We start from the raw sequence: 22,946 nt of genomic DNA on the forward strand, positions 1-22,946 counted from the left end.
CGCTGATTATGTAATCGGACGTGTTTTTTGTAAAGCTCTAAAACAGGCTTTTTCACATTTTTGTGAAGAAGCCTTTTATACTCCCTACGAAAGTGGGGTGGCATAATGGCTGGCTCACTACACAAGGCTAAAAAAGTAAAAAATGATGAGTTTTATACTCGCTATAAAGATATTGCTGAGGAAATGGGGCATTATAGGGAACATTTTAGAGATAAAGTTATCTACTGTAATTGTGATGACCCAACACAATCAAATTTTTGGCGTTATTTTCATAACAATTTTGCTAGTCTGGGTCTTAAAAAACTGATAGCAACACATTTTCAAAAGGATAGCGAACCGTCGTATGCTCTGATTTATGAAGGTGGCGATGATTTCAATATGGAAACTGGAAATATTGAAACTATTTATGGAGATGATGAGTATACCGCTGGAGATTTTCGAAGCGAGGACAGTATAAACTATTTGAAAGAAGCGGACATTGTTATTACTAACCCTCCGTTTAGTTTGTTTAAGGAGTATATTAGCCAACTAATCAATTACAATAAATCATTTATTGTTGTTGGAAATAAGAATGCGGTAACTTACAAAGAAGTATTCCCTTTAATCAAGAATAATCAAATTTGGATTGGTGCTAGAAGTATGAATTCAGACTTTTGGCTTTATGTTCCAGATGATGCAAATTATGAGAAATTAGACGAAGATGGCAGAAGAGTCAAGCATATTATGGCTTGTTGGTACACTAACTTAGATTTACAAAAGCGTCATGATGGCTTGTGGCATATTGGAGATAAGTTCGACCAAACAAAAGCTCATAAATATTATAAAGGATTTGAAGAGAAATACCCAAAATATGATAATTATAATGGAATAAATATAGATAACGTAAAAGATATACCAATTGATTATGAAGGAATGATGGGCGTTCCTATTACTTTCATTGATAAGTTCAATCCAAGAGAATTTGAAATATTAGGTTGTTCATATTCATACGGAGATCCTGGTGAACCATACCATAAACAAGGAGAGAGTTTCAATGTTAGTTTCAATGACAAAAATGTTTATAAACGTATCTTTATAAGAAACTTAAATCCTATCAGTCGTGCGGAAGACAGAGGTTATTAACAAAGGAGATGATATAATGAAAGTAACTAGATTAAGAGATTTACTAAATAAACCATTTACTATTCGAGATTTAGCTAGTGGTTATACAAATAATGATGATGGCGCAACAACAGATGCTGTAAAAGGATATAATGGCAACTTAAATATCCGTCCATCTTATCAAAGAAATAGCGTATATAACGAAGATAAGAGACAAGCTGTAATCCAAACCGTTTTAGACGAGTGTCCTTTAGGTATCATGTACTGGGTCGACTTGGGAAATGGGCAATATGAAGTTCTTGATGGTCAACAGCGTATTTTAGCTATTTGTAACTATGTTATGGGAAATTATTCTGTAAAATCAAACAAATTTCCGTCTAGTGCTCCACAACAAGATTTCCCAAATCTTCAAATGAACCTAACTGACTTAGCAGTTCAAATTCTTGATTATGAATTAGATATATATGTTTGTGAAGGAACAGCATCTGAAAAAATGAAATGGTTTCACGTTATAAATACAGCAGGAGAACCATTAAATGAACAAGAGCTAAGAAATTCCGCTTACACTGGCACTTGGCTTTCTAACGCCAAACAAAGATTTTCAACAAAAAGTGGACGTGGCGTTGTACTTGCTGACGAAAATCCGAATAACGATAAAGCAGAACCACTATTAAATGGTAATTGGAATAGACAAGAGTATCTACAAACTGCTATTAAATGGGCTTCACAAAATGATAATGACGATAGTACAAATACAATCGAAGATTATATGTTGAAGCATCAAGGAGATGCAGATGCTTCTGAATTATGGCAAAATTTTTCTGCCATAATTGAATGGGTTCGTGGAAAGTTTATAAGCTATCAAAACAGTTTGAAAGGGATGGATTGGGGAACAATCTACAAAGAATATCAATTAGGACAGTTAGACAACAATATCATTAAAAATAGTGCTTCTGTCATTAACGAAAAAATTGCAGAGTTGGTAAATGATGATGAAGTCACAACTAAAATGAAAGGGATTTATCAGTACATCATTTACGGAGATTCCAAATATCTCCAACTTAGAGCTTTTGATGATAAAACCATCAAGCAAAAATATGAAGAACAGAGCCATCACTGCGTTTATTGTGTGGATGAAGGAAACAACAGGGAGTATGCTCTTAAAGAGCTAGCAGGCGACCATATTACACCGTGGTCTTTAGGTGGAAAAACTGTCCCTGAAAATTGCCAACTATTATGTAAAAAGCACAACTCTTCAAAAGGGAACAACTATTAAAATTGAAAAGGCGACTTCCAAAACGGAAATCGACTTTTTTGATATTCTCATAAATACAATATGTTGTTAGTGGTGTAAACTGGTATATAGTTCCCCTAATTAATTAACTGCACTATTATCCAATTCCAACACTTTTAAAATAGTTGCTTCATCTGTAACTAAATGGTTGACATACCCAGCACGTAAAACCGCCAAAATAGCGGCAGCTTTTTGACGACCATAGGCGAAAGCCAGACTGTAAGGAACTGTTTTTAAATAATCTAAAGAAATAGCAACTGTTCGATTTTGCAACTGTTCATCAACCAACTCACCATTTTCATCAAAAAAGCGGCAACAAATTTCTCCGACAGCTCCTTCATTTTCCACTGTACGAAAATCTTCAGCCGTCAGCATATCCAACCACTGCCGATTCTTTTCATCCACTTGTCCGCCAATACCAACAACAACCACATCTAGTTCTTGCCAACTTCTTTTTAAGTCATCAAAATATTTAGAAGATAAAATTCCTTTTGCTAAGATCTCGTCTTCCTGTATAATCGTCGCATTCATAAAGCGACAATCCCCATGGTATTTATTAGCCATACTGTAAATGAGGGTATTAACATGATAACGAGCATGAATATGGCTAGGTCCGCCAGCCAATGGAAAAAAATGCACATTATTCAAGTGCCGACTGCCCGAGTGTTCTACCAAGAGACTAAGACTCTTTCCCCATGAAAATCCAACTTTAGCATTGTCATCAATCATCCCCCGAAGCATTCCTGCCGCTGATTGAGCTAACCGCTGCTCCAAATCAGAAGGTGAATCATCCACTTGATTTGCTACGATTTCAAGTCCTTTTAACCCATACTTCTCTTTCACTACATTTTCTAAATGAAACAAACGCGCATCAAAGGCTTCAATCTCGATTTTGACAATACCTTCCTTTTTAGCTTCAGCCAGCATACGACTCACAGTTGTCCGATAAATCCCTGTCTCTGCTGTAATTTCTGCCTGACTTTTCTCCTCTATATAATAAAGATAAGCAATCTTAGCTAATAGCCTTTTTCTTTCACTTTTCATCTTATCTCCCTCTACTTATCAGACTAGAGTCAATTTGATATTGGCTGCTTTTAGGCGTTGAACCGCTGCTGTCGGAATAGCTTGATCGGTTACCACCTGCGAAACCTGTTTCAAACCAAAACGCTTGACAGTCCCTCTTTTATCAAATTTACTCGAATCTGTTAACACAATCATTTTATCAGATGCTTCCGACATATATTGCACCACTTCGCTACGCATTAAATCTTTACCTGTAAAACCAAGCTCTTCATCATAGCCATCAGTCCCTACAAAAGCATGTTCTACATGGAAAAATTGAATCATTTCCTTAAGTAAAGGACCGACCGTAACTTGCGAATCGTTCTGAAATTCACCGCCTAGCAAGATAATCTTGCAAGAATCTACTTTTCTCACATAGTCTGCGATAAAATAAGAATTTGTAATAATTTTCACGTTCTTCTTAGTACGACAGATTTCTTCAGCTAACAGAGCACAAGTTGAACCAGATTCAATGATAATCGTTTCATTGTCTGCAACAATTTTTGCCGCTTCTTGTGCTATCTTTCGCTTGGTATCATAATGAAAAGAAAGCCGGACATTCAAGTCATCACCACTATTTAAGACCGCATAACCGTGCTCCCGATGAAGCAAGCCTTTCATTTCCAGCTTATCCAAATCTTTCCGAATCGTTACTTTAGAGACTTTTAATTTATCAGATAAAGTATTAACATCAATTTTTTCAAACTCCGAAACGAGCTTAACGATTTCATCTAAACGTTCCATTTTATTCACCTCATTCTTTATTTTAACAGAATTTAAGGAATAAATAAAACAAAAAATAGTTTCATTCGTAATTGTTTTTCTTTCGTTTGTTTGATATAATAAAAGAAAATAAGCAAGAAAAGAGTGTACATCATGAGTGCAGAAAAAGGAATCATCTTTAATATTCAACATTTTAGTATTCACGACGGACCAGGAATTCGGACAACTGTTTTTCTAAAAGGCTGTCCTTTACGCTGTCCTTGGTGTGCCAATCCAGAATCTCAGAAATTTAAACCTGAGCCCATGTTAGACGCTTCTAGCAAAAAGACTATCACCATGGGAGAGGAAAAAAGCGTTGAAGAGATTATCAAAGAAGTTCTCAAAGATAGAGAATTTTATGAAGAATCAAGTGGGGGCCTGACCTTGTCTGGTGGAGAAATCTTTGCTCAGTTTGAATTTGCCAAAGCAATCCTTAAAGCTGCCAAAGAAAAAGGTATCCATACAGCAATTGAAACGACAGCCTTTGTAGATCATAACAAATTCGTTGATTTGCTCCAGTATGTAGATTTTATCTATACTGACTTAAAGCATTATAACACCATCAATCACCGCAAAGTCACAGGGGTCAAAAATGAACTAATTATCAAAAATATTCATTATGCTTTTTCGCAACAAAAAACCATTGTCCTGCGTATTCCTGTTATCCCTAGCTTTAATGACTCTCTAGAAGATGCCGAACAATTTGCTATTTTATTTAAAAAATTATCTATTGATCAAGTACAACTCTTACCTTTTCATCAATTCGGTGAAAATAAATATAAATTACTAAAACGTTCTTATGAAATGGAAAATGTGCAAGCTCTACATCCGGAAGACCTCTATGATTATCAGCAAGTTTTTCTTGATTATGAAATCAACTGTTATTTTTAGCTCCTCTTTTTCTCCAAAAAACAATCCATTTCTCACGAAATGGATTGTTTTTTTATCTCTTCTTGGGCAGATGCAACGACATCTGCCAGACTGGTCTTGCTCAGTTCTTCTTCCATTGCTGCTTGAATTTCTGCTAATTTGTCATCTAAAACTAAGTGAATATTTCTGCCAATGGGACAAGATGGATTGGGATGCTCATGAAAGCTAAAGAGTTGCCCAGATTTGCCCAGACTTTCTACTGCTTGATAGACATCCAAGAGGGTAATGTCTTTTAAATCTTTTCTGATGACAGCCCCGCCCGTTCCACGCGCAACAGAAATCAAATCTGCACTTTTCAACTGTAATAATGTCTTGCGAATAATGACAGGATTTACTCCAACGCTGTCAGCTAGAAAATCGCTAGTCACCTTATGTTTTTGACATTCTAATGCTATAACAGTCAGCATGTGCGTGGCAATGGTAAAACGACTCGAAATTTGCATGTAAAACTCCTTTCATTTGCAGATTCTATTACTAGTATACTTTATTTACGTTGTAACTTCAAGTGTTACTTCTCAAAAAACTCCTTGAGATGTGCAACATAATCTTCTCGCTCACTAATTGCTCGAAGTAAATCATGATTATGCGTATGATGAATTCCATTGACCAGACTTTCGTAATATACTTCATAATAAGGCAACTTCAATGTTCTAGCCATTTCCAATTCTTTATTTACATCATAAGCCACTCGTCGAAAATCGACATCTGCTAATCCCTGTTCATCAATTTTTAAAATAGCATACTGAGCTCGCAGATCCTTTCGCAAACAAGCATCTAGAAAAAACGGCTGACCGATAGATCCCGGATTGATAATCATCTGTCCCCCCGTCGCATAACGAAGAAATTGCTGATGAATATGACCATAAATGGCAATGGCACAATTGTTACCTTCAAACAGGCGATCAAAATTCTCTTGTTGACCAATATGAATCAACTCTCGTCCCCAATTTTTATCTGGCAAATGATGAGTCACAGCAATTTCTAAATCGCCAACTTTTGTCAAAAGCTGCAAAGGCAGCTCATGCAATCGGTTCAGTTCTTCAGGTGTGACTTCTTCCAAAAGATACTGGCATAAACAAACCATATATAAATGACTAGGGCGACTGATATCTAATTTCCCATGAAGAGCATTCCAAATGCTATCTTCCCAATTTCCCCGCACTTGAAGGCTAATCGGTAAAGCAGCCATTAAGTCAATAATTTTCTTTCGCCCCGTTCCGGGTGCCAATAAATCTCCCAAAAACCAGTAATCGGTCACCTGTTCCTTTTTAGCATCCGCCAAAACAGCTTCTAATGCCGTTACATTTCCATGAATATCTGATAATAAAGCAATTTTTCGTTTCATTGTACCGTTTCATCTGTCCTTTATAAAATATTATAACAAACCAAGAAAAAACTTCCACTCCCAAGTTTGAGTGAAAGTTTTACTGCCTCATCAATCTACCGACTTCAACGCTTCCAACATGTCAATACGCCTCAATATTGCATTGACCATAAAGCCTAAGACAATCAAAATCATGATGATAGAAAAGACTGGTACAAGATATACAAACACCGATACTGCCGGATTGAGAAGAAAGGCGTCTGGGGCAATCGTCTCTAAAAGGGAGCGATGTAAAATATTTCCTAAAAACAAGCCTACAATAATACCAATAACAGACAAAAGAATGGTCTCTCGATAAATGTAAAGCGTGACTTCTTTATTATGAAATCCCAATACTTTAATCGTTGATAATTCTCGAATCCGCTCTGCAACATTGATATTCATCAAGTTATAAAGAATCACAATGGCTAGTAAAATAGAGGCAACAGTTAAAATCTGCATTACAAAGCCAAGAGATTTGACAATGACATCAATTTGTTCCAAAATCCCCGTATTTTGTACGACTGCTCGCACACCAGTTAATTTCATGAAGGCTGCTGCGGTATCCTGCACATTTTTGCTAGAGGAATCTTTCAATTTTATCAGATAAGCATTTTCTTGGAACTTACGAGCAAATACCGTTTGATAATAGTCCTGATTCATAAAGATAAAATGCCCTGCGTACATTTCAGTGATACCAGAAACTTTGATTTTATAGCGTTTTCCTTCATCGGATGTCACCTCAAAAGTATCTCCAACAGAAACATGCATAATGGTTGCTAATTTCTGAGAAATGACCGCTCCATGCGAAGACAAGTTCAAGATCGCTTTGCTTTGACTATCATATAACTCTATGAAATGATGAAAATCCTTGCCTGTTGTCACAAATAACGCGAGAGACTGTTCATCTTTAGCACCCTTGATTTTTTTGGTAAATGTTTCTTGATAAATACCGCGTTTTTTAGCTATTTTTTTATCTGCTAATAAATGATTGATTGCTGCTTGCTCGTCTGATTTGAGATGATGTTTTTGCGAAATGACCGCATCGTATTTGATAATTTCTCCATACTGCCGATTTCCCATACCTTCCATGGAAGAAGACATCCCCAAACCGGCAAATAAGAGGGCGACGGAGCCTGCCACACCAAAAATGGTCATCAGCATTCTTTGCTTGTAACGAAAGATATTTCGAGCCGTCACTTTTTGCGTAAAGCTAAGCCGACGCCAGATGAAGTCAATCCGCTCTAGCAAGATTTTTGAGCCTTTGGTAGGTGCCTTGGGCAACAATAATTGAGATGGTTTTTCTTTCAACTCTTTGTGAGCAATATAAAGGGCTGGTGCGACACCACACAAGACCGAGCATAAAAGAGCAATGAGACTAATTTCCCAATAAAATTCTAATCGCAAATCTGGATAAGTTGATGTCTTAAAAATAGTTTTCCCTAAGATGTAGGGTAAGAAATAAGTACCTAACAAACTTCCCATTACTGTACCTAACAAACTTGAAACCAAGCCATAAACGACAAATTTCTTAACGACATCTTGATTCCGATAACCTAAAGCTTTTAAAACGCCAGCATTTGTGCGTTCTTCGCTGACAAAACGTGTCATTGTCGTTACCGTTACAAGGGCAGCTACCAGATATAGTACAATCGGAAAAGCATTTCCTACAGCTGAGATTCCATAAGCACGATTCCCCGTTGTTGTGTACTCGTCAGCTCCTGGAAATGTCCGACGTGTATACACACGGTAGGTTGATACAGACAAACCAGCTACTTCCTCTTTTGCCTTTTGAATGTCTGCTTGCCCATTTTTTATTTTTGTTTCAGCATCTTTCTTTTGCTTTTCGTATTCAGTTTTTTTATCGTTCAATGTTGCCTGAGCTTGGTCCAATTGCGCCTGACCGTCTGCGATTTGTTGTTTTGCTTGCGCCAATTGGGCTTGACCTGCTTGGTACTCGGTTTGTTTATTTCTTAAGGTTGCCTGACCACTTTGATATTGAGCTAAGCCTGCGTCATATTCAGCTTGTTTCGCATTCAATGCCTCAGCTGCAGATTGGTATTGGGCAAGTCCTGCTTTATAAAGCGCTTCTTGGCTTTTGTACTGCGACAGTCCAGTTTGAAATTCAGCCTGCTTTTTCTCTAATTCTGTACGAGCAAGATTTAATTTTGCTTCTTCTTGTGCTAGTTGAGTTTGTGCTGCCACAATTTCAGGCACTGTTGCTGGATCAATTCCTTGTGCTTGTAGCGCAGCTATTTTGGTCTGCAAATTAGTTTTTGCAGCTGCAAGTTGCATTTGACCTTTTTCCAATTCTGCCTGCGCTGTAGCTAATGTAGCTTGAGCATTTGTTACATTTTCTTTTGCAGCAGATAATTGACTAGCTGCCTGATCTAATTGGGTTTTCGTTTGATTCAATTGTGCCCAACCTGAAGACAGTTGAGCGGCGGCTGTATCTAATTTTTCTTTCGTATTTTCCAAAGTCTGCTCAGCCTGTGCAATTTGAGCTGCGCCCTGTGCAAGCAAGTTTTCTTTTTCAGTTAGTTGACCTTGAGCAAGCTCTAAATCTGCTCTTTTTTGATCAATTTGATCCTGCGCATTCCTTAGTTGCTGCTGGGCATCTGCCAATGCTTGTTGAGAAGTTTGAATTTTTGCTTCTCCGTCCGCAATTTTTGCCTGTGCTTGGGCTTTTATCTCTGATAAACGTTTTTTTCCATTATCAGCCAGTAGCTTTTCTAACTCATCTTCATGCCGTTTTACCTTTTTTCTATAGGAATCTCCAAAGGAGTTGAGTGTTTTTAAATTGTTATATCTCAAACGAGCGACCGTATAGACTGGACTTTGAAACGTTTTGAGCGTCACCACTGCATAAGCAGACAAGGTACCACTCCCTGAGTTAGAACTGCCAAGAGAAATAGTTGAAGCCAATTCACTTGAATTGACAAATCCTGTCACTGTAAAGGTATGCCGTCTCAAAGCATACTTATTGGTTCCTTCCTCGTTTAAAGTAATGCTATCGCCAATCTTGTACTTTCCTTGATAAAAACTAGCCAAAGCCACTTGATTTTCCTTGCTTGGAAAATGACCTGAGACAAGCTTGAACTTAGAAATATTAGTTGTCTGAGAAAAAACTCGAACAGAAGTTGAGCTATCTCCAACCACCGTATCTGTAAAATAACCATATTCTACCTGTGCATTTGGAACTGCATTCAGTTCTTTTTGGTCAGCTTTGCTGATACCATAATCTGACATCACTGCCAAATCCATCATTTTCATCTGTGAAAGATAACGATTGGCTGAATTTTCAATGTCTGGACTGGCTGCTTTCAGGCCCACTAGCGCAAAAGAACCTAACATCATCAAAAACATAATGGACAGAAAGCGTCCTTTGGACTGACGAAAAGAGAGCCAGATGTCTTTATTTAGAATGGATTTTTTCATATCACCACTCCTCACTAATACTCTAGACTTGCAATATCTTGAGGATGTTCATTCAAAGTGACGGACTGAATCCGTGCATCATGCATACGAATCACGCGGTCTGCAATCGGAGCTAACGCACCATTGTGAGTCACGATAATCACTGTTGCTCTCTGTTTGCGTGACATATCTTGAAGAATTTGCAGCACTTGCTTACCTGTTTTATAATCTAGCGCACCTGTTGGTTCATCACAAAGCAAAATTTTAGGATTTTTTGCCACGGCACGCGCAATGGAAACACGTTGCTGCTCACCACCAGATAATTGAGTAGGAAAATTATGCAGTCGATTTCCTAGCCCAACTGCTGCTAACGCCTCTGCTGCATCCTGCGCATCTTGAACAATTTCTGAAGCCAGCTCAACATTCTCTAGCGCCGTCAGATTGGGAACTAAATTATAAAATTGAAATACAAAACCAACATCATTTCTCCGATAGTCTGTCAGTTGATAAGCGTTGTAATGCGCTATATTTTGCCCATCAATCAGCACATCTCCCTCGTCATTACTATCCATTCCACCAAGAATGTTCAGAATCGTCGATTTTCCAGCACCAGAAGCTCCAAGAATGATGACCAATTCTCCTTTTTCGATGTCAAAAGAGATATCATTGTTGGCAATAATTTCTGTGTCTCCCATTTGATACCGCTTGTAACTATGCTTCATTTCAATATAAGCCATCGCCTTTTCCTCTTTCAGTTTCCATGTCCAATTAAATAAACAAGCTGTTTGTTGATTGAATCCTATCTTTATTATAAAATAGACTTAACATAAAGGCAATCATCAATTATCAACAGAGTGTTCATTTAAGGAGTATTATGGTACAAAATCGACAAACAGCAACCAAGCAGCATATCAGAGAAGCCCTCATTCAGCTCTTGTTAGAAGAAAAATTTGAAACAATTTCCGTTAGTAAACTCTGTCAACGAGCAGGTATCAACCGTGGAACTTTCTACCTTCATTATCTTGATAAATTCGACCTAATTGAAACACTAAAAGAAGAAATTATTACCCAATTACGTAAAAATTTTGAAGAAACTACAAACAATCATTACAAATCTAAGCTATCTCCAACAAAACCATGACCTGATTTATGCTGTTTCTCAAAGTCATTACCTCAATTTCCGTGAAACAATCCGTGAATTTATGCTTAGTATTTTAACGAACGATCAGCACAAAGTTCAAACCGAACACTTTTTAAAAGAAAATTTCACTATTTCTGAAAAATATGCGCTTGAAGTTTTTCTATCTAGTGTAGAGGGCATTATCTCACTTTGGATTTCAAGTGGCACTAAAGAAACACCTGAAGAAATGACGAATACGATTTTACAAACATTTGATTATGACGCTTGGCAATGATAAACTAAAAAACTCTATTTCTAATCGGGAAAATTCCTTTTAGAAATAGAGTTTTTGATTTATATCTTTTCTAGCTTAAGCTCAGAAATTGAAAGATTGTAAAGTGAGATGACAGAATATATGGTATAATTCTCTGTTGCACATTTTTATATGCATCTGTGTCATCATTGCATCCTATCATCTACTTTTTAGCTTAGTTGTCCTTATCATCTATGCGTGATTTTCTAGCAATATCAGCCAAAATATGGTCTACAAATTCTGCAAGTGTTTCTGTATGCGTTTGTTTGCTGCCATAACGACGGACATTCACCGTACCATCTGCTTGTTCCTTGTCCCCTACAATCAATTGATAAGGAACTTTATGAGTTTGACTTTGACGAATCTTGTATTGCATTTTTTCATTGCGTTCATCGACATCCACACGGACACCACGATTGCGCAGTTCTTTCGCTACTTTCCAAGCGTAATCAGCATGCGCTTCATTAGAAATTGGAATGACCGTCACTTGATGAGGAGCAAGCCAAGTTGGGAAAGCACCTTTGTATGTTTCAATCAAGTAAGCAATAAAGCGCTCCATAGTAGACACAATACCACGGTGAATCATGACTGGACGATGCTCTTCACCGTCTGCTCCAACATAATGAAGGTCGAAACGTTCTGGTAGCAAGAAGTCCAATTGAATAGTGGAAAGGGTTTCTTCATTTCCAAGAGCCGTTTTTACTTGGACATCCAATTTAGGACCGTAGAAAGCAGCTTCGCCTTCTGCCTCAAAGTAGTCCAAACCTAAGTCATCCATTGCTCCTTTTAACATGCGTTGAGCATTTTCCCACATTTCATCATTATCAAAATATTTATGTTTGTCATTCGGGTCACGATAAGACAGACGGAAACGATAATCTGTGATATTAAAGTCTTTGTAAACGTCAATCATCAAATCCAGCACATGTTTAAATTCTTCTTGAATTTGCTCTGGCATGACAAATAAGTGAGAATCGTTTAGGGTCATTTCACGAACACGTTGGAGTCCTGAAAGTGCACCTGATTTTTCAAAGCGATGCATCATACCAAGTTCCGCAATACGAATAGGTAACTCACGATAAGAATGAACATGGTTTTTATAAACCTCAATATGGTGTGGGCAATTCATCGGACGAAGAACAAATTGTTCACCGTCTCCCATATCCATTGGCGGGAACATATCTTCTTGGTAATGTTCCCAGTGACCAGAAGTTTTGTATAAATCCACACTTGCAAGCGGTGGCGTATACACGTGTTGGTAGCCGTCATTGACTTCGCGGTCTGTAATATAGCGCTCTACGATACGACGAATAGTCGCACCATCTGGAAGCCAGAATGGAAGACCTTGCCCAACTTCAGGAGAAATCATGAAAAGATCCAACTCTTTACCGAGCTTACGGTGGTCACGTTCCTTCGCTTCTTCACGCATTTGAAGATAGTTTTTCAAATCTTTCTTATCAAACCAAGCTGTACCATAAATCCGTTGCATCATAGCATTATCGCTATTTCCACGCCAGTAAGCACCCGCTACATTTAACAAATGGAAAATTTGAATACGTCCAGTTGACGGGACATGAGGTCCACAACAGAGATCCACATATTCACCTTGACGGTAGATTGTCAAACCACCTTCATCTTCTGAATGCTCCTCAATCAATTCCAACTTGTAAGGATCTTTCTTGAAAATTTCTCGCGCTTGATCTTTTGTCACTTCTTCGCGAATTGACGGGAAATTCTCCTTGACAATCTTCTTCATTTCTTCTTCGATACGAGGCAAGTCTTCGTTGGAAATTTGTCCTGCGGTATTGTCTGTATCATAGTAAAATCCGTCCTGAATAGCTGGACCGACACCCAAGTGAATGTCTGGGAAGAGACGACGAGCAGCTTGGGCAAAGAGATGAGCAGCCGAATGGCGCAAGATAGGCAGGGCGTCTTCGTGGTCAGGTGTCACAATTTCGATGCTACCGTCTTCTGTAATAGGACGAGTGGTATCGATGAGTTTGCCGTTGAATTTACCAGCCAAGGATTTCTTTGCCAAGGAATTGCTGATAGACTGAGCAATATCAAATGTTGTGCTGCCGCTTTCGTATTCACGAACAGCGCCGTCTGGGAAAGTAATCTTAATCATAGTTTTCTCCTTTAATATCTATTTATTTGTATTGGGCAATTTTAAGCGCCTGGCAATCTCTTCAGCAGTCTCCTTTTCCGATTGATTGACTGCCGTCTGTCATGAGACTGGGATAGCCTAATTTCTGAGCTTCCTTCCGCACCATTTGGGCAAAAAGAATGTCACGCTGCATCCAGTTTTCAAAAGCTTGCTCAGGATTGGAAGTTCCCTCTAAAACATAAGGAACCCATTCTCTCTGCTTATAATGCTTTTTCTGAAAATCAACTGTCGGAGTCAAGCATAGATAGGAAACCGCTGGTTCTTCAAGACTTTTTATCAGGTGAGGCAGAAGCCCTGCTCCCTCCACCAAGAGGGCTTTGTCTTGATTTTTTATCAAGTAAGATGTCACATAAGGAAAAATCTCTTCATAAAAACGCCATTCTTCATCTGCCATCTCTTCTGGATTTCTCATCCAGATTTGTTCCGGATTTCTGTCCTGTCTCAGAAGGGAAATCGGCTTTAAGTCCTCTCTTGCTTGAGCTATCATCTCATCTACCAAATCATCCAGCTTGATATGAAGCAAATCGTACTTCCGAGCAAGAAGGGAAGCGAGCGTTGATTTCCCGCTGCAGGGTGATCAGCCAATCATATATAGCATAACTTTTCCTCCCTTCAACAAAATAAAAAAAAAACGACATCCCGAAAAGGACGTCGCAACGTGGTTCCACCTTCATTCATGTACAACAAAAAAGTTTGTTGACACCTCTGATTGGCTCTAACGTAGCCACCGTTTTATGTTTGCATAAAAGCTAACAGAGTAGTCTCAACTGCCTTTCTCTGCGCGATTTTCAGCTCCACGCGCTCTCTAAAAGATTCCAGTCAGCGATATGTCTCTAAAAAATATTATAGCACGATTGAAAAATTTTGCAAGTCCTATGATTAAAGTGTATTGTGTTTTGGAACCATTCGAAACAGCACAGCAAGTTAAAATAAGGCTTTGTCCGTACTCAAGCTTGCAAAAGCGTGCACCGATTCGGTGCTTTTTTCTTTCTCTTGTTTCAAAAAAACAGCCTCACGACTGTTTTTACTTTTATCCTACAGAGCCTTCCATACTCATATTGATGAGCTGATTAAGTTCGACTGCATACTCCATTGGGAGTTCTTTGGTGATTGGTTCCATAAAGCCATTGATAATCATAGCAGTTGCTTCTTCTTCGCTAATACCGCGGCTCATAAGGTAATAAAGCTGATCCTCTGAAACCTTAGAAACCTTAGCTTCGTGTTCAAGTGCAACATTTGAATTGTGAATTTCATTAAATGGAATGGTATCTGAGCTGGATTCACCATCCATAAGAATCGTGTCGCACTCAATGTGAGACTTTGAACCAGCACTGTTCTTGCCAAAACGGACTTGACCACGGTAATCCGTCTTACCACCGTCTTTGGCAACAGACTTGGAAATCAATGTGCTAGAAGTCTTTGGCGCATTGTGATAGACTTTACAACCCGCATCCAAATGCTGACCATAATTAGCAAAGGACATGGAAAGGACTGAAGTTCTTGCATTGCGGCCATTCAAAATGCTACAAGGATATTTCATATTGACCTTGCTGCCCAGATTTCCGTCAATCCATTCCAAAGTACCGCCTTCTTCAACCGTTCCACGCTCTGTCACCAGATTATAAACGTTGTCTGACCAGTTTTGAATCGTTGTATAGCGGAAAAAAGCATCTTTTTTGACAATAATTTCCACATTTGCAGCATGAAGACTATTGGTCGTATAAGTCGGCGCTGTGCAACCTTCAATGTATTGAATAGAGCCACCCTCTTCTACGATAATGAGCGAGCGTTCAAACTGACCGGCATTCTCTCCATTGATACGGAAATAGGTCTGAACTGGCACCTGACATTGAACATTTTTAGGAACATAGATAAATGTGCCACCTGACCAAACAGCACTGTTCAAAGCGGAAAACTTGTGCTCTGCATTAGAAATGACTGTTCCAAAGTATTTTTTTACCAAATCCGGATATTCTTGTACTGCCGTGTCAGTATCGGTAAAGATAATGCCTTGCTTGGCAAATTCTTCTTTCATGTTGTGATAGACCACTTCAGATTCATACTGAGCAACAGCCCCTGACAAAAATTGACGCTCTGCTTCAGGAATCCCCAGACGCTCAAAGGTTTTCTTTATTTCATCTGGTACCTCATCCCAACTTCTAGCCCGATCCCCACTTAATTTTTGATAATAGACAATATCATCAAATCGTATGCCGGATAAATCTGGTCCAAAATCAGGCATGGGCAATTTATGGAATAATTCTAAAGAACGCAAGCGATAATCCAACATCCATTGTGGCTCATTTTTAATTTCAGAAATTTCACGAACAACCTCTTCTGTCAGACCTTTGCCTGTTGAGAACAAAGGTTTCACATCGTCATGAAATCCAAAGGTATAATCTCGTTCTTTCGTCATCTCATTCCTCCCATTGATACAAATTCTCTTCTCTTATTATACTATTCTATATTAGAAATGTCAGAATATATGCCTAAAATCGAATAAATTAAGCTAAAAAAGGCTAGGAAAATTTCCCAGCCTTCTTACATGATTACCGTACTTTTTCGGCTAATGCTTCAGCGAATTTCTCCAGATTTTCAATATCTTCATCTTCTGCTGATAGATCGACTTTGACATTTTCAGCGCCTTTTTCAGCACCTGTTGCCGCAAAAGCACGATCAAAGTCATCTACGGCCTTACAGAACTCATCATAGAATGTATCGCCCGATCCGACAACACCATAAATCTTTCCGGTCAAGTCAAGACTAGCTAAATCTTCATAAAAATCAACAATTTCATCAGGCAACTCGCCGTCACCGTATGTGTAAGAAGCAACGATTGCGATGTCTGCTTCTAGAAATTCCTCTGCATCAACCGTTGTGCATTCATCAATATCTACTTCTAAACCAAGTTCTTTTAATTTATCAGCTACAATATCTGCGATTTCTTCTGTATTTCCTGTCATACTCGCAAATACAATTTTTGCTAAAGCCATAATTTCCTCCAAAAAAATTCTATCAGTTTATTATAACACATTGAACAAATTGTTGCACTTCCAATCTCTTAAAGTTCCCTACTTTTCCCTTTTACTTTTTAAAATAATCATCTTATGATACAATGAATAAAAGGTAGAGCGGAGGTTATCATATGGAAATTTTCAAGCAAATTTTACATAAAATTAAAGAATATGATACAATCATCATTCATCGTCACATGCGACCTGATCCTGATGCCTTAGGAAGTCAAGTCGGTTTGAAAAAATTACTTCAAGTCAATTTCCCTGAGAAAAAGATTAAAGTAGCAGGAAAGACTGAACCTACTCTTGCTTGGATGGCTAAAATGGATGATGTTTCAGATGATGATTACAAACATGCTTTAGTTATTGTTTGTGATACAGCAAATACTGCTCGGATTGATGACGAACGGTACAACAAAGGAGATTTTCTCATCAAAATTGATCATCATCCAAACGATGATATTTACGGGGACATTTCTTGGGTAGATACTAGCTCTAGTAGTGCTAGTGAGTTAATTGCTCTCTTTGCATTGGAAAATAAACTCAAACTAGATGATTATTCTGCTAAATTGCTTTATGCTGGAATTGTCGGTGATACAGGACGTTTCCTATATCCTGCCACAACTGCCCGCACAATGGCTGTCGCAAGTAAACTTCGCGAGTATCCCTTTGATTTTGCTGCTTTGGCTCGAAAAATGGACTCTTTCAGCTATCAAATCGCTAAACTTCAAGGCTATGTTTATGACCATTTAGAAGTCGATGAAAATGGTGCAGCTCGTGTCATTTTAACTCAGGAACTTCTCAAAGCCAATCATTTAACAGATGCTGATACTTCCGCTATCGTTTCAGCTCCAGGGCGTATTGACAGTGTTGAATTATGGGGAATTTTTGTTGAGCAAGAAAATGGCAATTACCGCGTTCGACTACGGAGTAAATTTATCCCGATCAATGAAGTAGCTAAAAAACACGACGGAGGCGGTCATCCTCTTGCCAGTGGTGCCAATGCTTACTCCAAAGAAGAAATCGAAGAAGTTTATCAAGAATTGAAAGAATTGGCAAAAAGGAAATAATTTGGTAGAAAAGACTTGTCAAATCCGCTAGAATTTGGTAAACTATCAAAGTAACGAATCTATGGCTCGCAGAGAGACCATGGCAGAAAGGAAATTTTTAAAAATGAGAAAAGATATTCATCCTGAATACCGTCCTGTTGTCTTTATGGATACTTCAACCGGCTACAAATTCCTTAGTGGTTCTACTAAGTATTCTAGCGAAACTGTTGAATGGGAAGATGGAAACACTTATCCTTTGATCCGTGTGGAAATTTCATCAGACTCACATCCATTCTATACTGGACGTCAAAAATTCACTCAAGCAGATGGACGTGTGGATCGTTTCAACAAAAAATACGGTCTCAAATAAAAATCGTATTTACATTACAAAAAATGTTGATAATAAGCCTTTTCCAATTTTGGGAAAGGTTTTTTATATAATCAACAAAACTTGGAATCTACGACAGTATGACTTCCAAGTTTTTACCTTTTTTCACATTCAGTATTTTAATTGCTGAATAACCAATACATGGCTATCTTTCACACCATATAAACTATGAAGTTCATTGGGTTCCATGGTTAAAAAACTTCCAGGAACAAGTTGAACGGTTTGACCAGATGCTGTAAAATCAACCTTTCCCTCTAGACAGACAACAGTCACCAAAGCATCAGCCTTGTGTCCAGGAATTATTTTTCCTTCTTCTAAGTGAGGATGACGGATGATGCGGTTAGTTTCTTCAACAGGTGTTTCCACGACATCAATAGTAGGGTTCATTGTGTAAATTTTCATGTGTATTGTCTCCTTGTGTTCAACTTTAATCCTTATAATCTCCCCCGGAAAAACCGTAATATTCTTCTAAAGATAGTCCTGAATCTGCAATCGCTTTTGCTTCTTTTCCAACATAGCGGAGATGCCATTGCTCTGGCATATATCCAGTTTTGTCTTCTTTACCATTTAGATAGCGCACGACAAAACCATATTCGGCTGCATGTTTCAAAAGCCATCGACTTGCCTTTTCTTCTGTTACTAGATTTCCGTCTGTGCCAATCAAGTCAAATGCCAAGCCTGTTTGGTGTTCACTATAGCCAGGTCGGGCAGAATAACGATCTGCTGCTTCTTTCCCGTCTTGATTGACATAATTTTGATAAAGAGTAACCTGCGTTTGATAACTACGGAAACCGCTATATTGATGACTGATAGGATAGCCTTCGCGCTGCATAGCAGTAATCAATTCCAGCAATTTTGCTTTAGCAGTAGGATTTTCACCGGGGTTATAATCTGAAGATAATGGATAATGTTTATTTGCGATAACAATTTCATCGTATTTTCCTTTTACACTATAGTAAGAACCATTATAATGAACTTTTGCTTTTTTCTTTGCTGGCTCAGAGGACGCAACTTTTGCAGACGTTGCTTTTCCTTCTTGTTTCGTTTCCACATTCGTTTTCTTTCCCCCACAAGCTGTCAAAAGAAAAAAACTCGCTACTAATAAAATCCCAATCCTTTTTTTCATCTGTATTGCCTCATTTATAGAATTTTCTAATTTTCATTATAAGCGTAGATATACTGTCTGTCAATTCAAAAAAGCATGCAATTTGCACACTTTTAATTTTTCTAGTTAATCATTTAAGACGACCATTTTACCAAATCCCACTTAACTTTCGATATAAGAATGGGCTGCTGGGATTTGCTCTAATGAAAAGACTCGTTGAGGAGATACATTTATTTGGTAAGCATCAATATAGCTAAAAAGTTCATCAATAAGCTGCTGGCTCACATTGCCTGAATAAAAGCTCGTCAAAAAACTATTATTTTTTATTTCTACGATTGGGTCAAACTCCTCTACATACCATTTGCTACCTAATTGACCAGTGTTACAGATAATTCCTGCACTTTGAATATGGTCAAATGAATTTTTTAGAGTAGCCGGACCGACTAATTCAAGGATTTTATCAAACTTTTCCTCAGTTTGCAAAACTCCTTTTTCATCTAAAATAATCTCATCAAAACCTAGATATTGAAGCAAATCTTTTTTAGCGAGAGAACGAACTGTGCCAACTACACGATTCTGTGGGAATTGCGCCTTTACCAATTTTAAGAAAGCTAATCCAACGCCACTTGTCGCAGCTCGGACTAAGATTGAATCTCCTTCTTTTATCTGCAGATTTTTGAAGGAGCCAAAAGCGGTATAATAGGTCTCTGGTACTGTTGCTAACTCAGACCAAGGTAATTGGCTATCTACGGGATAAATCTGCTCATTTGGAAGTAGAGCATATTCAGCATAAGAACCGTCAAAGGCACGTCCCATTTCACCCATGATGGAAACAATTTTTTTGCCCTTCTTGCAAATCTCTCCTTGTCGTTTCAACTACTTGTCCTACACACTCAATTCCTAAAATACGAGGGAATTGAACAGTTGGAGATAGACCTTTCCGAGTGACAATTTCTGAATGATTGATACCAAAACCTTTAATCTTGACTAGAGTCCAGCCTGCTTTTACATTCGGGATGGCTCGTTCTTCTAGAACAAATTTTTCTGGACCACCAGGCTCATAAATCACCATGGCTTTCATTTTTTGATTCATAGAACTTCTCCTTAGCTTGCTAATTCTAGTAGTTTTCTGACAAAATCATTTGCAGGCTGCATTTTTATTTCCTGCGGCGTGCCATATTGCTGGATTTCTCCCTTATCTAAAACGAGGATTTTCGTACCTAGTTTCAAAGCTTCTGCTATATCGTGTGTGATAAACACAACTGTAATTCCGGTTTCTGCATGCAGTAACTTTAATTCACGCTGTAACTGATAGCGCGTAATAGCATCCACTGCTCCAAACGGCTCATCCATTAGCAAAATATTAGGAGTTGCAGCTAATGCACGTGCAATCCCCACTCGTTGCGCCTGTCCACCAGACAAAGCTGCTGGATAGCGATTTTTTAGCTGGGTATCCAAACCAAGCATGGCTAACTTTTCATCTACAACTTTCTCTATTTCCACTTGATTTTTCTTTTGCAAATTCAACACATAAGCGATATTCTCGGCAACTGTCAAATGCGGAAAAAGCCCATTTCCTTGAATCGAATAACCGATGTTTCGCCGCAATTCAATCAAATCCGTGTCCTGCACATCTTGACCATTGATAAGGATTTGCCCTTGATTCGGCTTGACCAAACCATTTATCATCTTTAACAATGTCGTTTTGCCCGAACCAGAAGTCCCCACAACTGTCAGAAAAGTGCCATCTTCAATCTTTAGATTTAGATTTTTGATAATGTCTTGATTTCCATATGATTTGTTGACATTTTTATATTCAATCATTTCTTCAAAATCCCTTTCTCTACAAGATAGTCATGAGCAACTTTAGCAGGCTCTTCTTTGTCGTTTTCTACTTTGTGGTTCAATTCTGCCATTTTACTATCCGTTAAAATACCGTCTAATTTTGCCAATGCTTTTTTCAATTGTGGGTATTTTTTTAGAGTGGCTTCTCGAACAACTGTTCCTGCCTGATAAGAAGGATAGATTTTTTTATCATCTTTCAAAACCACTAGATTGGCACCATAAAGCTGTCCATCTGTAGTAAAAATATCAATCGCATCAACTTTTCCGGATTTAATAGCCTGATATTTCAATCCGCTATCCATATCTACTTGAGATTTGAACTTCATACCATAGGTAGATTGCAAACGTGCAAAACCGTCTTCACGACCAAAAAAGTCATACTCTGCACCAAAAGTTAAATTAGAACTAGCTTTGGCTAAATCACTAAAGGTTTTAATATTGTATTTTTCTGCTACATCCTTGCGAACGGCTAAGCCATATGTGTTATTAAAGCCAAATGTATTTGCCCATGCAAGTTGATATTTCTTGCGGTATTGACTTTCAAGCGTCTTAAATTGACTTTCATCATACGAGCCTGATTTTTTGAGAATAACTTCCCAGATTGTACCGGTGTATTCAGCATAAATATCAAATTCACCTTTAACCATTGCTGGATGAATATTTGAGGTACCACCACCAACACCTTTGGTCATTTTGACCTTCAGATTGGTGTATTCTTCAATAACTTGCTTTTGCATTTCCCCTAAGATATAGTTTTCTGTCTGTGGCTTGGTCGCAATTTTGACCGTTCCACCCATTGGATTCATTTGGAAAAACGCTATTATTCCTGCTGTCAAAAAAGTTATGAAACCTAAAACAACCAACCATTTTTTGGATACTTTTTTATGGTTTAAGATTTATTTTTCGACCAAAGAAAGGAGAAAATCAAAGGCTAGTGCCAACAAAGCTACTAAAACACTTCCGACTAAGGTCAAGGTTTGATTATTAGTGGTAATTCCACGATAGATTGCAAGCCCCAGACCACCAGCACCAACGAAAGAAGCAATCCCGGCTAGCGCAATGGTCATCGTCACCATATTTCGAAAACCTGCCATCATGACCGGAAAGGCAAGCGGCAATTGCACTTTGGTTAAAATCTGCTTGCGAGTAGAACCCATTCCTTCTGCTGCTTCAACGAGAAGCGGATCAACACCTGTAATCCCTGTATAAGTGCTCCGTACCATGGGTAACAGTGCATACAAGGTTAAAGCTACAATTGCTGTCTTGTTACCAATTCCTGTAATTGAAATCAAAATCCCTAAAAGGGCAATAGAGGGAATTGTATAAAGAATATTCACTATTCCGATAACGACACCAGCCCAGCTTTTTTTGAAACTGATGAAAATTCCAAGCCCAACTCCCAAAATTAAAGCAAGTAAGATAGACAAACCCGATATCCAGACATGATCCCAGATAAGACCTAACAGAAACTGCCATTGATTGGTGACTAATTTGATTAACTCGTTCATGCTTCATCCTTTCTTGATTGGCTTAAATTTACTAAAATACGCTCTAAATAAATCTCAAATTCACTGATTTCCAGATCAGAAAAACCACTGTAAAAGATTTCAATGATTTCATCAGAAATTGCATCATATTCTGCTTTTAATCCTTTTGCATAATCTGTCAGACAAATCATCTTTTTCCGCTTATCTTTTTCATGAGAACACCGTTCCACAAGCTTCATGCGAATCATTCGGTCAATCATTTTGGTTAGAGTGTTCAACGTCAAACCGGTCTGCTCTGACAGTTCGGTTTGGCTTTGATAATCTTTTTGCCAAAGCGCATGTAAAATACGTCCCTGTTCTCCATTAAAAGCTTGAATCCCTCGTTCTAACAAAATATGATTCATTAATCGATTAGATAAACGATGAATTTTCCCAATGTAAAATCCACTATTGACTACTTTTTTACCCATTTTTCTTCTTTCTAAAACATACGATATAGAAGTTTATTTATAATACTATATCGAACCTT

Annotated in this window: 18 protein-coding genes and 4 pseudogenes; 6 read left to right on the forward strand and 16 right to left on the reverse strand. The window is 38.1% G+C overall.

The features are described from left to right. Positions 1-105 precede the first annotated feature (105 nt). Positions 106-1,122 carry an adenine-specific methyltransferase EcoRI family protein gene (locus HMPREF2876_RS04240; protein ID WP_060458434.1) on the forward strand — a complete coding sequence of 339 codons (1,017 nt, stop codon included), beginning with the start codon at positions 106-108 and terminating at the stop codon, positions 1,120-1,122. Between the two features lie 16 nt (positions 1,123-1,138). After that, positions 1,139-2,377: a GmrSD restriction endonuclease domain-containing protein gene (locus tag HMPREF2876_RS04245; RefSeq protein ID WP_024053036.1), complete on the forward strand. Its 1,239-nt coding sequence runs from the start codon at positions 1,139-1,141 to the stop codon at positions 2,375-2,377. A gap of 99 nt (positions 2,378-2,476) precedes the next feature. Here the strand turns inward: HMPREF2876_RS04245 and HMPREF2876_RS04250 are convergent, their stop codons facing one another. After that, positions 2,477-3,439: a sugar-binding transcriptional regulator gene (locus tag HMPREF2876_RS04250; protein WP_070584263.1), complete on the reverse strand. Its 963-nt coding sequence runs from the start codon at positions 3,437-3,439 to the stop codon at positions 2,477-2,479. An 18-nt stretch (positions 3,440-3,457) separates the two neighbouring features. Next, on the reverse strand, positions 3,458-4,201 hold the full coding sequence (locus tag HMPREF2876_RS04255; RefSeq protein ID WP_003028982.1) for a DeoR/GlpR family DNA-binding transcription regulator: 744 nt from the start codon (positions 4,199-4,201) through the stop codon (positions 3,458-3,460). 132 nt (positions 4,202-4,333) lie between these two features. Here HMPREF2876_RS04255 and HMPREF2876_RS04260 point away from each other — a divergent pair, with 132 nt between their 5' ends. Further along, positions 4,334-5,110, forward strand: coding sequence for a glycyl-radical enzyme activating protein (locus HMPREF2876_RS04260; protein WP_024053029.1), 777 nt, complete (start codon positions 4,334-4,336; stop codon positions 5,108-5,110). Positions 5,111-5,142: 32 nt separating this feature from the next. On the opposite strand, the gene HMPREF2876_RS04265 is transcribed toward HMPREF2876_RS04260, so the two are convergent. From HMPREF2876_RS04265 to HMPREF2876_RS04280, 4 genes are all read right to left on the reverse strand, one after another. Next, the gene (locus tag HMPREF2876_RS04265; RefSeq protein ID WP_024053028.1) at positions 5,143-5,592 is read right to left on the reverse strand and encodes an Rrf2 family transcriptional regulator; all 450 of its coding nucleotides are present in this window, start codon (positions 5,590-5,592) and stop codon (positions 5,143-5,145) included. 65 nt (positions 5,593-5,657) lie between these two features. Further along, the gene (locus HMPREF2876_RS04270; protein ID WP_024053027.1) at positions 5,658-6,494 is read right to left on the reverse strand and encodes a metallophosphoesterase family protein; all 837 of its coding nucleotides are present in this window, start codon (positions 6,492-6,494) and stop codon (positions 5,658-5,660) included. Positions 6,495-6,584: 90 nt separating this feature from the next. Beyond that, positions 6,585-9,950, reverse strand: coding sequence for an ABC transporter permease (locus tag HMPREF2876_RS04275; RefSeq protein ID WP_070584266.1), 3,366 nt, complete (start codon positions 9,948-9,950; stop codon positions 6,585-6,587). A gap of 14 nt (positions 9,951-9,964) precedes the next feature. Next, a complete protein-coding gene (locus HMPREF2876_RS04280; protein WP_042754190.1) occupies positions 9,965-10,666 on the reverse strand; it encodes an ABC transporter ATP-binding protein in 702 nt (233 codons plus the stop codon). Positions 10,667-10,803: 137 nt separating this feature from the next. On the opposite strand from HMPREF2876_RS04280, the pseudogene HMPREF2876_RS04285 reads away from it, so the two are divergent. Continuing rightward, positions 10,804-11,344, forward strand: a pseudogene (locus HMPREF2876_RS04285) (TetR/AcrR family transcriptional regulator). 193 nt (positions 11,345-11,537) lie between these two features. On the opposite strand, the gene thrS reads toward HMPREF2876_RS04285, so the two are convergent. The 4 genes and pseudogenes from thrS to HMPREF2876_RS04305 form a co-directional block, all read right to left on the reverse strand. Continuing rightward, positions 11,538-13,490: a threonine--tRNA ligase gene (gene thrS, locus HMPREF2876_RS04290; protein ID WP_070584267.1), complete on the reverse strand. Its 1,953-nt coding sequence runs from the start codon at positions 13,488-13,490 to the stop codon at positions 11,538-11,540. Then, positions 13,483-14,127, reverse strand: a pseudogene (locus tag HMPREF2876_RS04295) (AAA family ATPase). The gene thrS and the pseudogene HMPREF2876_RS04295 overlap by 8 nt, the downstream one beginning before the upstream one ends. 432 nt (positions 14,128-14,559) lie before the next feature. Then, entirely contained in the window at positions 14,560-15,945 is a 1,386-nt protein-coding gene (gene sufB, locus HMPREF2876_RS04300; RefSeq protein ID WP_070584269.1) for a Fe-S cluster assembly protein SufB, read from the reverse strand. Between the two features lie 133 nt (positions 15,946-16,078). Continuing rightward, entirely contained in the window at positions 16,079-16,522 is a 444-nt protein-coding gene (locus HMPREF2876_RS04305; RefSeq protein WP_003030007.1) for a flavodoxin, read from the reverse strand. Between the two features lie 152 nt (positions 16,523-16,674). Here HMPREF2876_RS04305 and HMPREF2876_RS04310 point away from each other — a divergent pair, with 152 nt between their 5' ends. Beyond that, positions 16,675-17,613, forward strand: a complete 939-nt coding sequence (locus HMPREF2876_RS04310; RefSeq protein WP_024053018.1) for a DHH family phosphoesterase — start codon at positions 16,675-16,677, stop codon at positions 17,611-17,613. A 103-nt stretch (positions 17,614-17,716) separates the two neighbouring features. Then, the gene (locus HMPREF2876_RS04315) at positions 17,717-17,962 is read left to right on the forward strand and encodes a type B 50S ribosomal protein L31 (RefSeq protein WP_003023866.1); all 246 of its coding nucleotides are present in this window, start codon (positions 17,717-17,719) and stop codon (positions 17,960-17,962) included. A gap of 129 nt (positions 17,963-18,091) precedes the next feature. Here the strand turns inward: HMPREF2876_RS04315 and HMPREF2876_RS04320 are convergent, their stop codons facing one another. The 6 genes and pseudogenes from HMPREF2876_RS04320 to HMPREF2876_RS04350 form a co-directional block, all read right to left on the reverse strand. Beyond that, the gene (locus tag HMPREF2876_RS04320; RefSeq protein ID WP_024053016.1) at positions 18,092-18,382 is read right to left on the reverse strand and encodes an AraC family ligand binding domain-containing protein; all 291 of its coding nucleotides are present in this window, start codon (positions 18,380-18,382) and stop codon (positions 18,092-18,094) included. Positions 18,383-18,407: 25 nt separating this feature from the next. After that, entirely contained in the window at positions 18,408-19,106 is a 699-nt protein-coding gene (gene ldcB, locus HMPREF2876_RS04325) for an LD-carboxypeptidase LdcB/DacB (protein ID WP_070584271.1), read from the reverse strand. 141 nt (positions 19,107-19,247) lie between these two features. Next, positions 19,248-20,178, reverse strand: a pseudogene (locus tag HMPREF2876_RS04330) (alcohol dehydrogenase catalytic domain-containing protein). Positions 20,179-20,189: 11 nt separating this feature from the next. Continuing rightward, a complete protein-coding gene (locus tag HMPREF2876_RS04340; RefSeq protein ID WP_024053012.1) occupies positions 20,190-20,909 on the reverse strand; it encodes an ATP-binding cassette domain-containing protein in 720 nt (239 codons plus the stop codon). Further along, a pseudogene (locus HMPREF2876_RS04345) lies at positions 20,906-22,438 on the reverse strand (glycine betaine ABC transporter substrate-binding protein). Before HMPREF2876_RS04345 ends, HMPREF2876_RS04340 begins: the two are co-directional and overlap by 4 nt. Beyond that, positions 22,435-22,887 carry a MarR family transcriptional regulator gene (locus HMPREF2876_RS04350; protein ID WP_006268509.1) on the reverse strand — a complete coding sequence of 151 codons (453 nt, stop codon included), beginning with the start codon at positions 22,885-22,887 and terminating at the stop codon, positions 22,435-22,437. The pseudogene HMPREF2876_RS04345 and the gene HMPREF2876_RS04350 overlap by 4 nt, the downstream one beginning before the upstream one ends. Positions 22,888-22,946: the final 59 nt, after the last annotated feature.

The sequence above is a fragment of the Streptococcus sp. HMSC073A12 genome, assembly GCF_001812815.1.
Classification (GTDB): Bacteria; Bacillota; Bacilli; order Lactobacillales; family Streptococcaceae; genus Streptococcus; species Streptococcus vaginalis.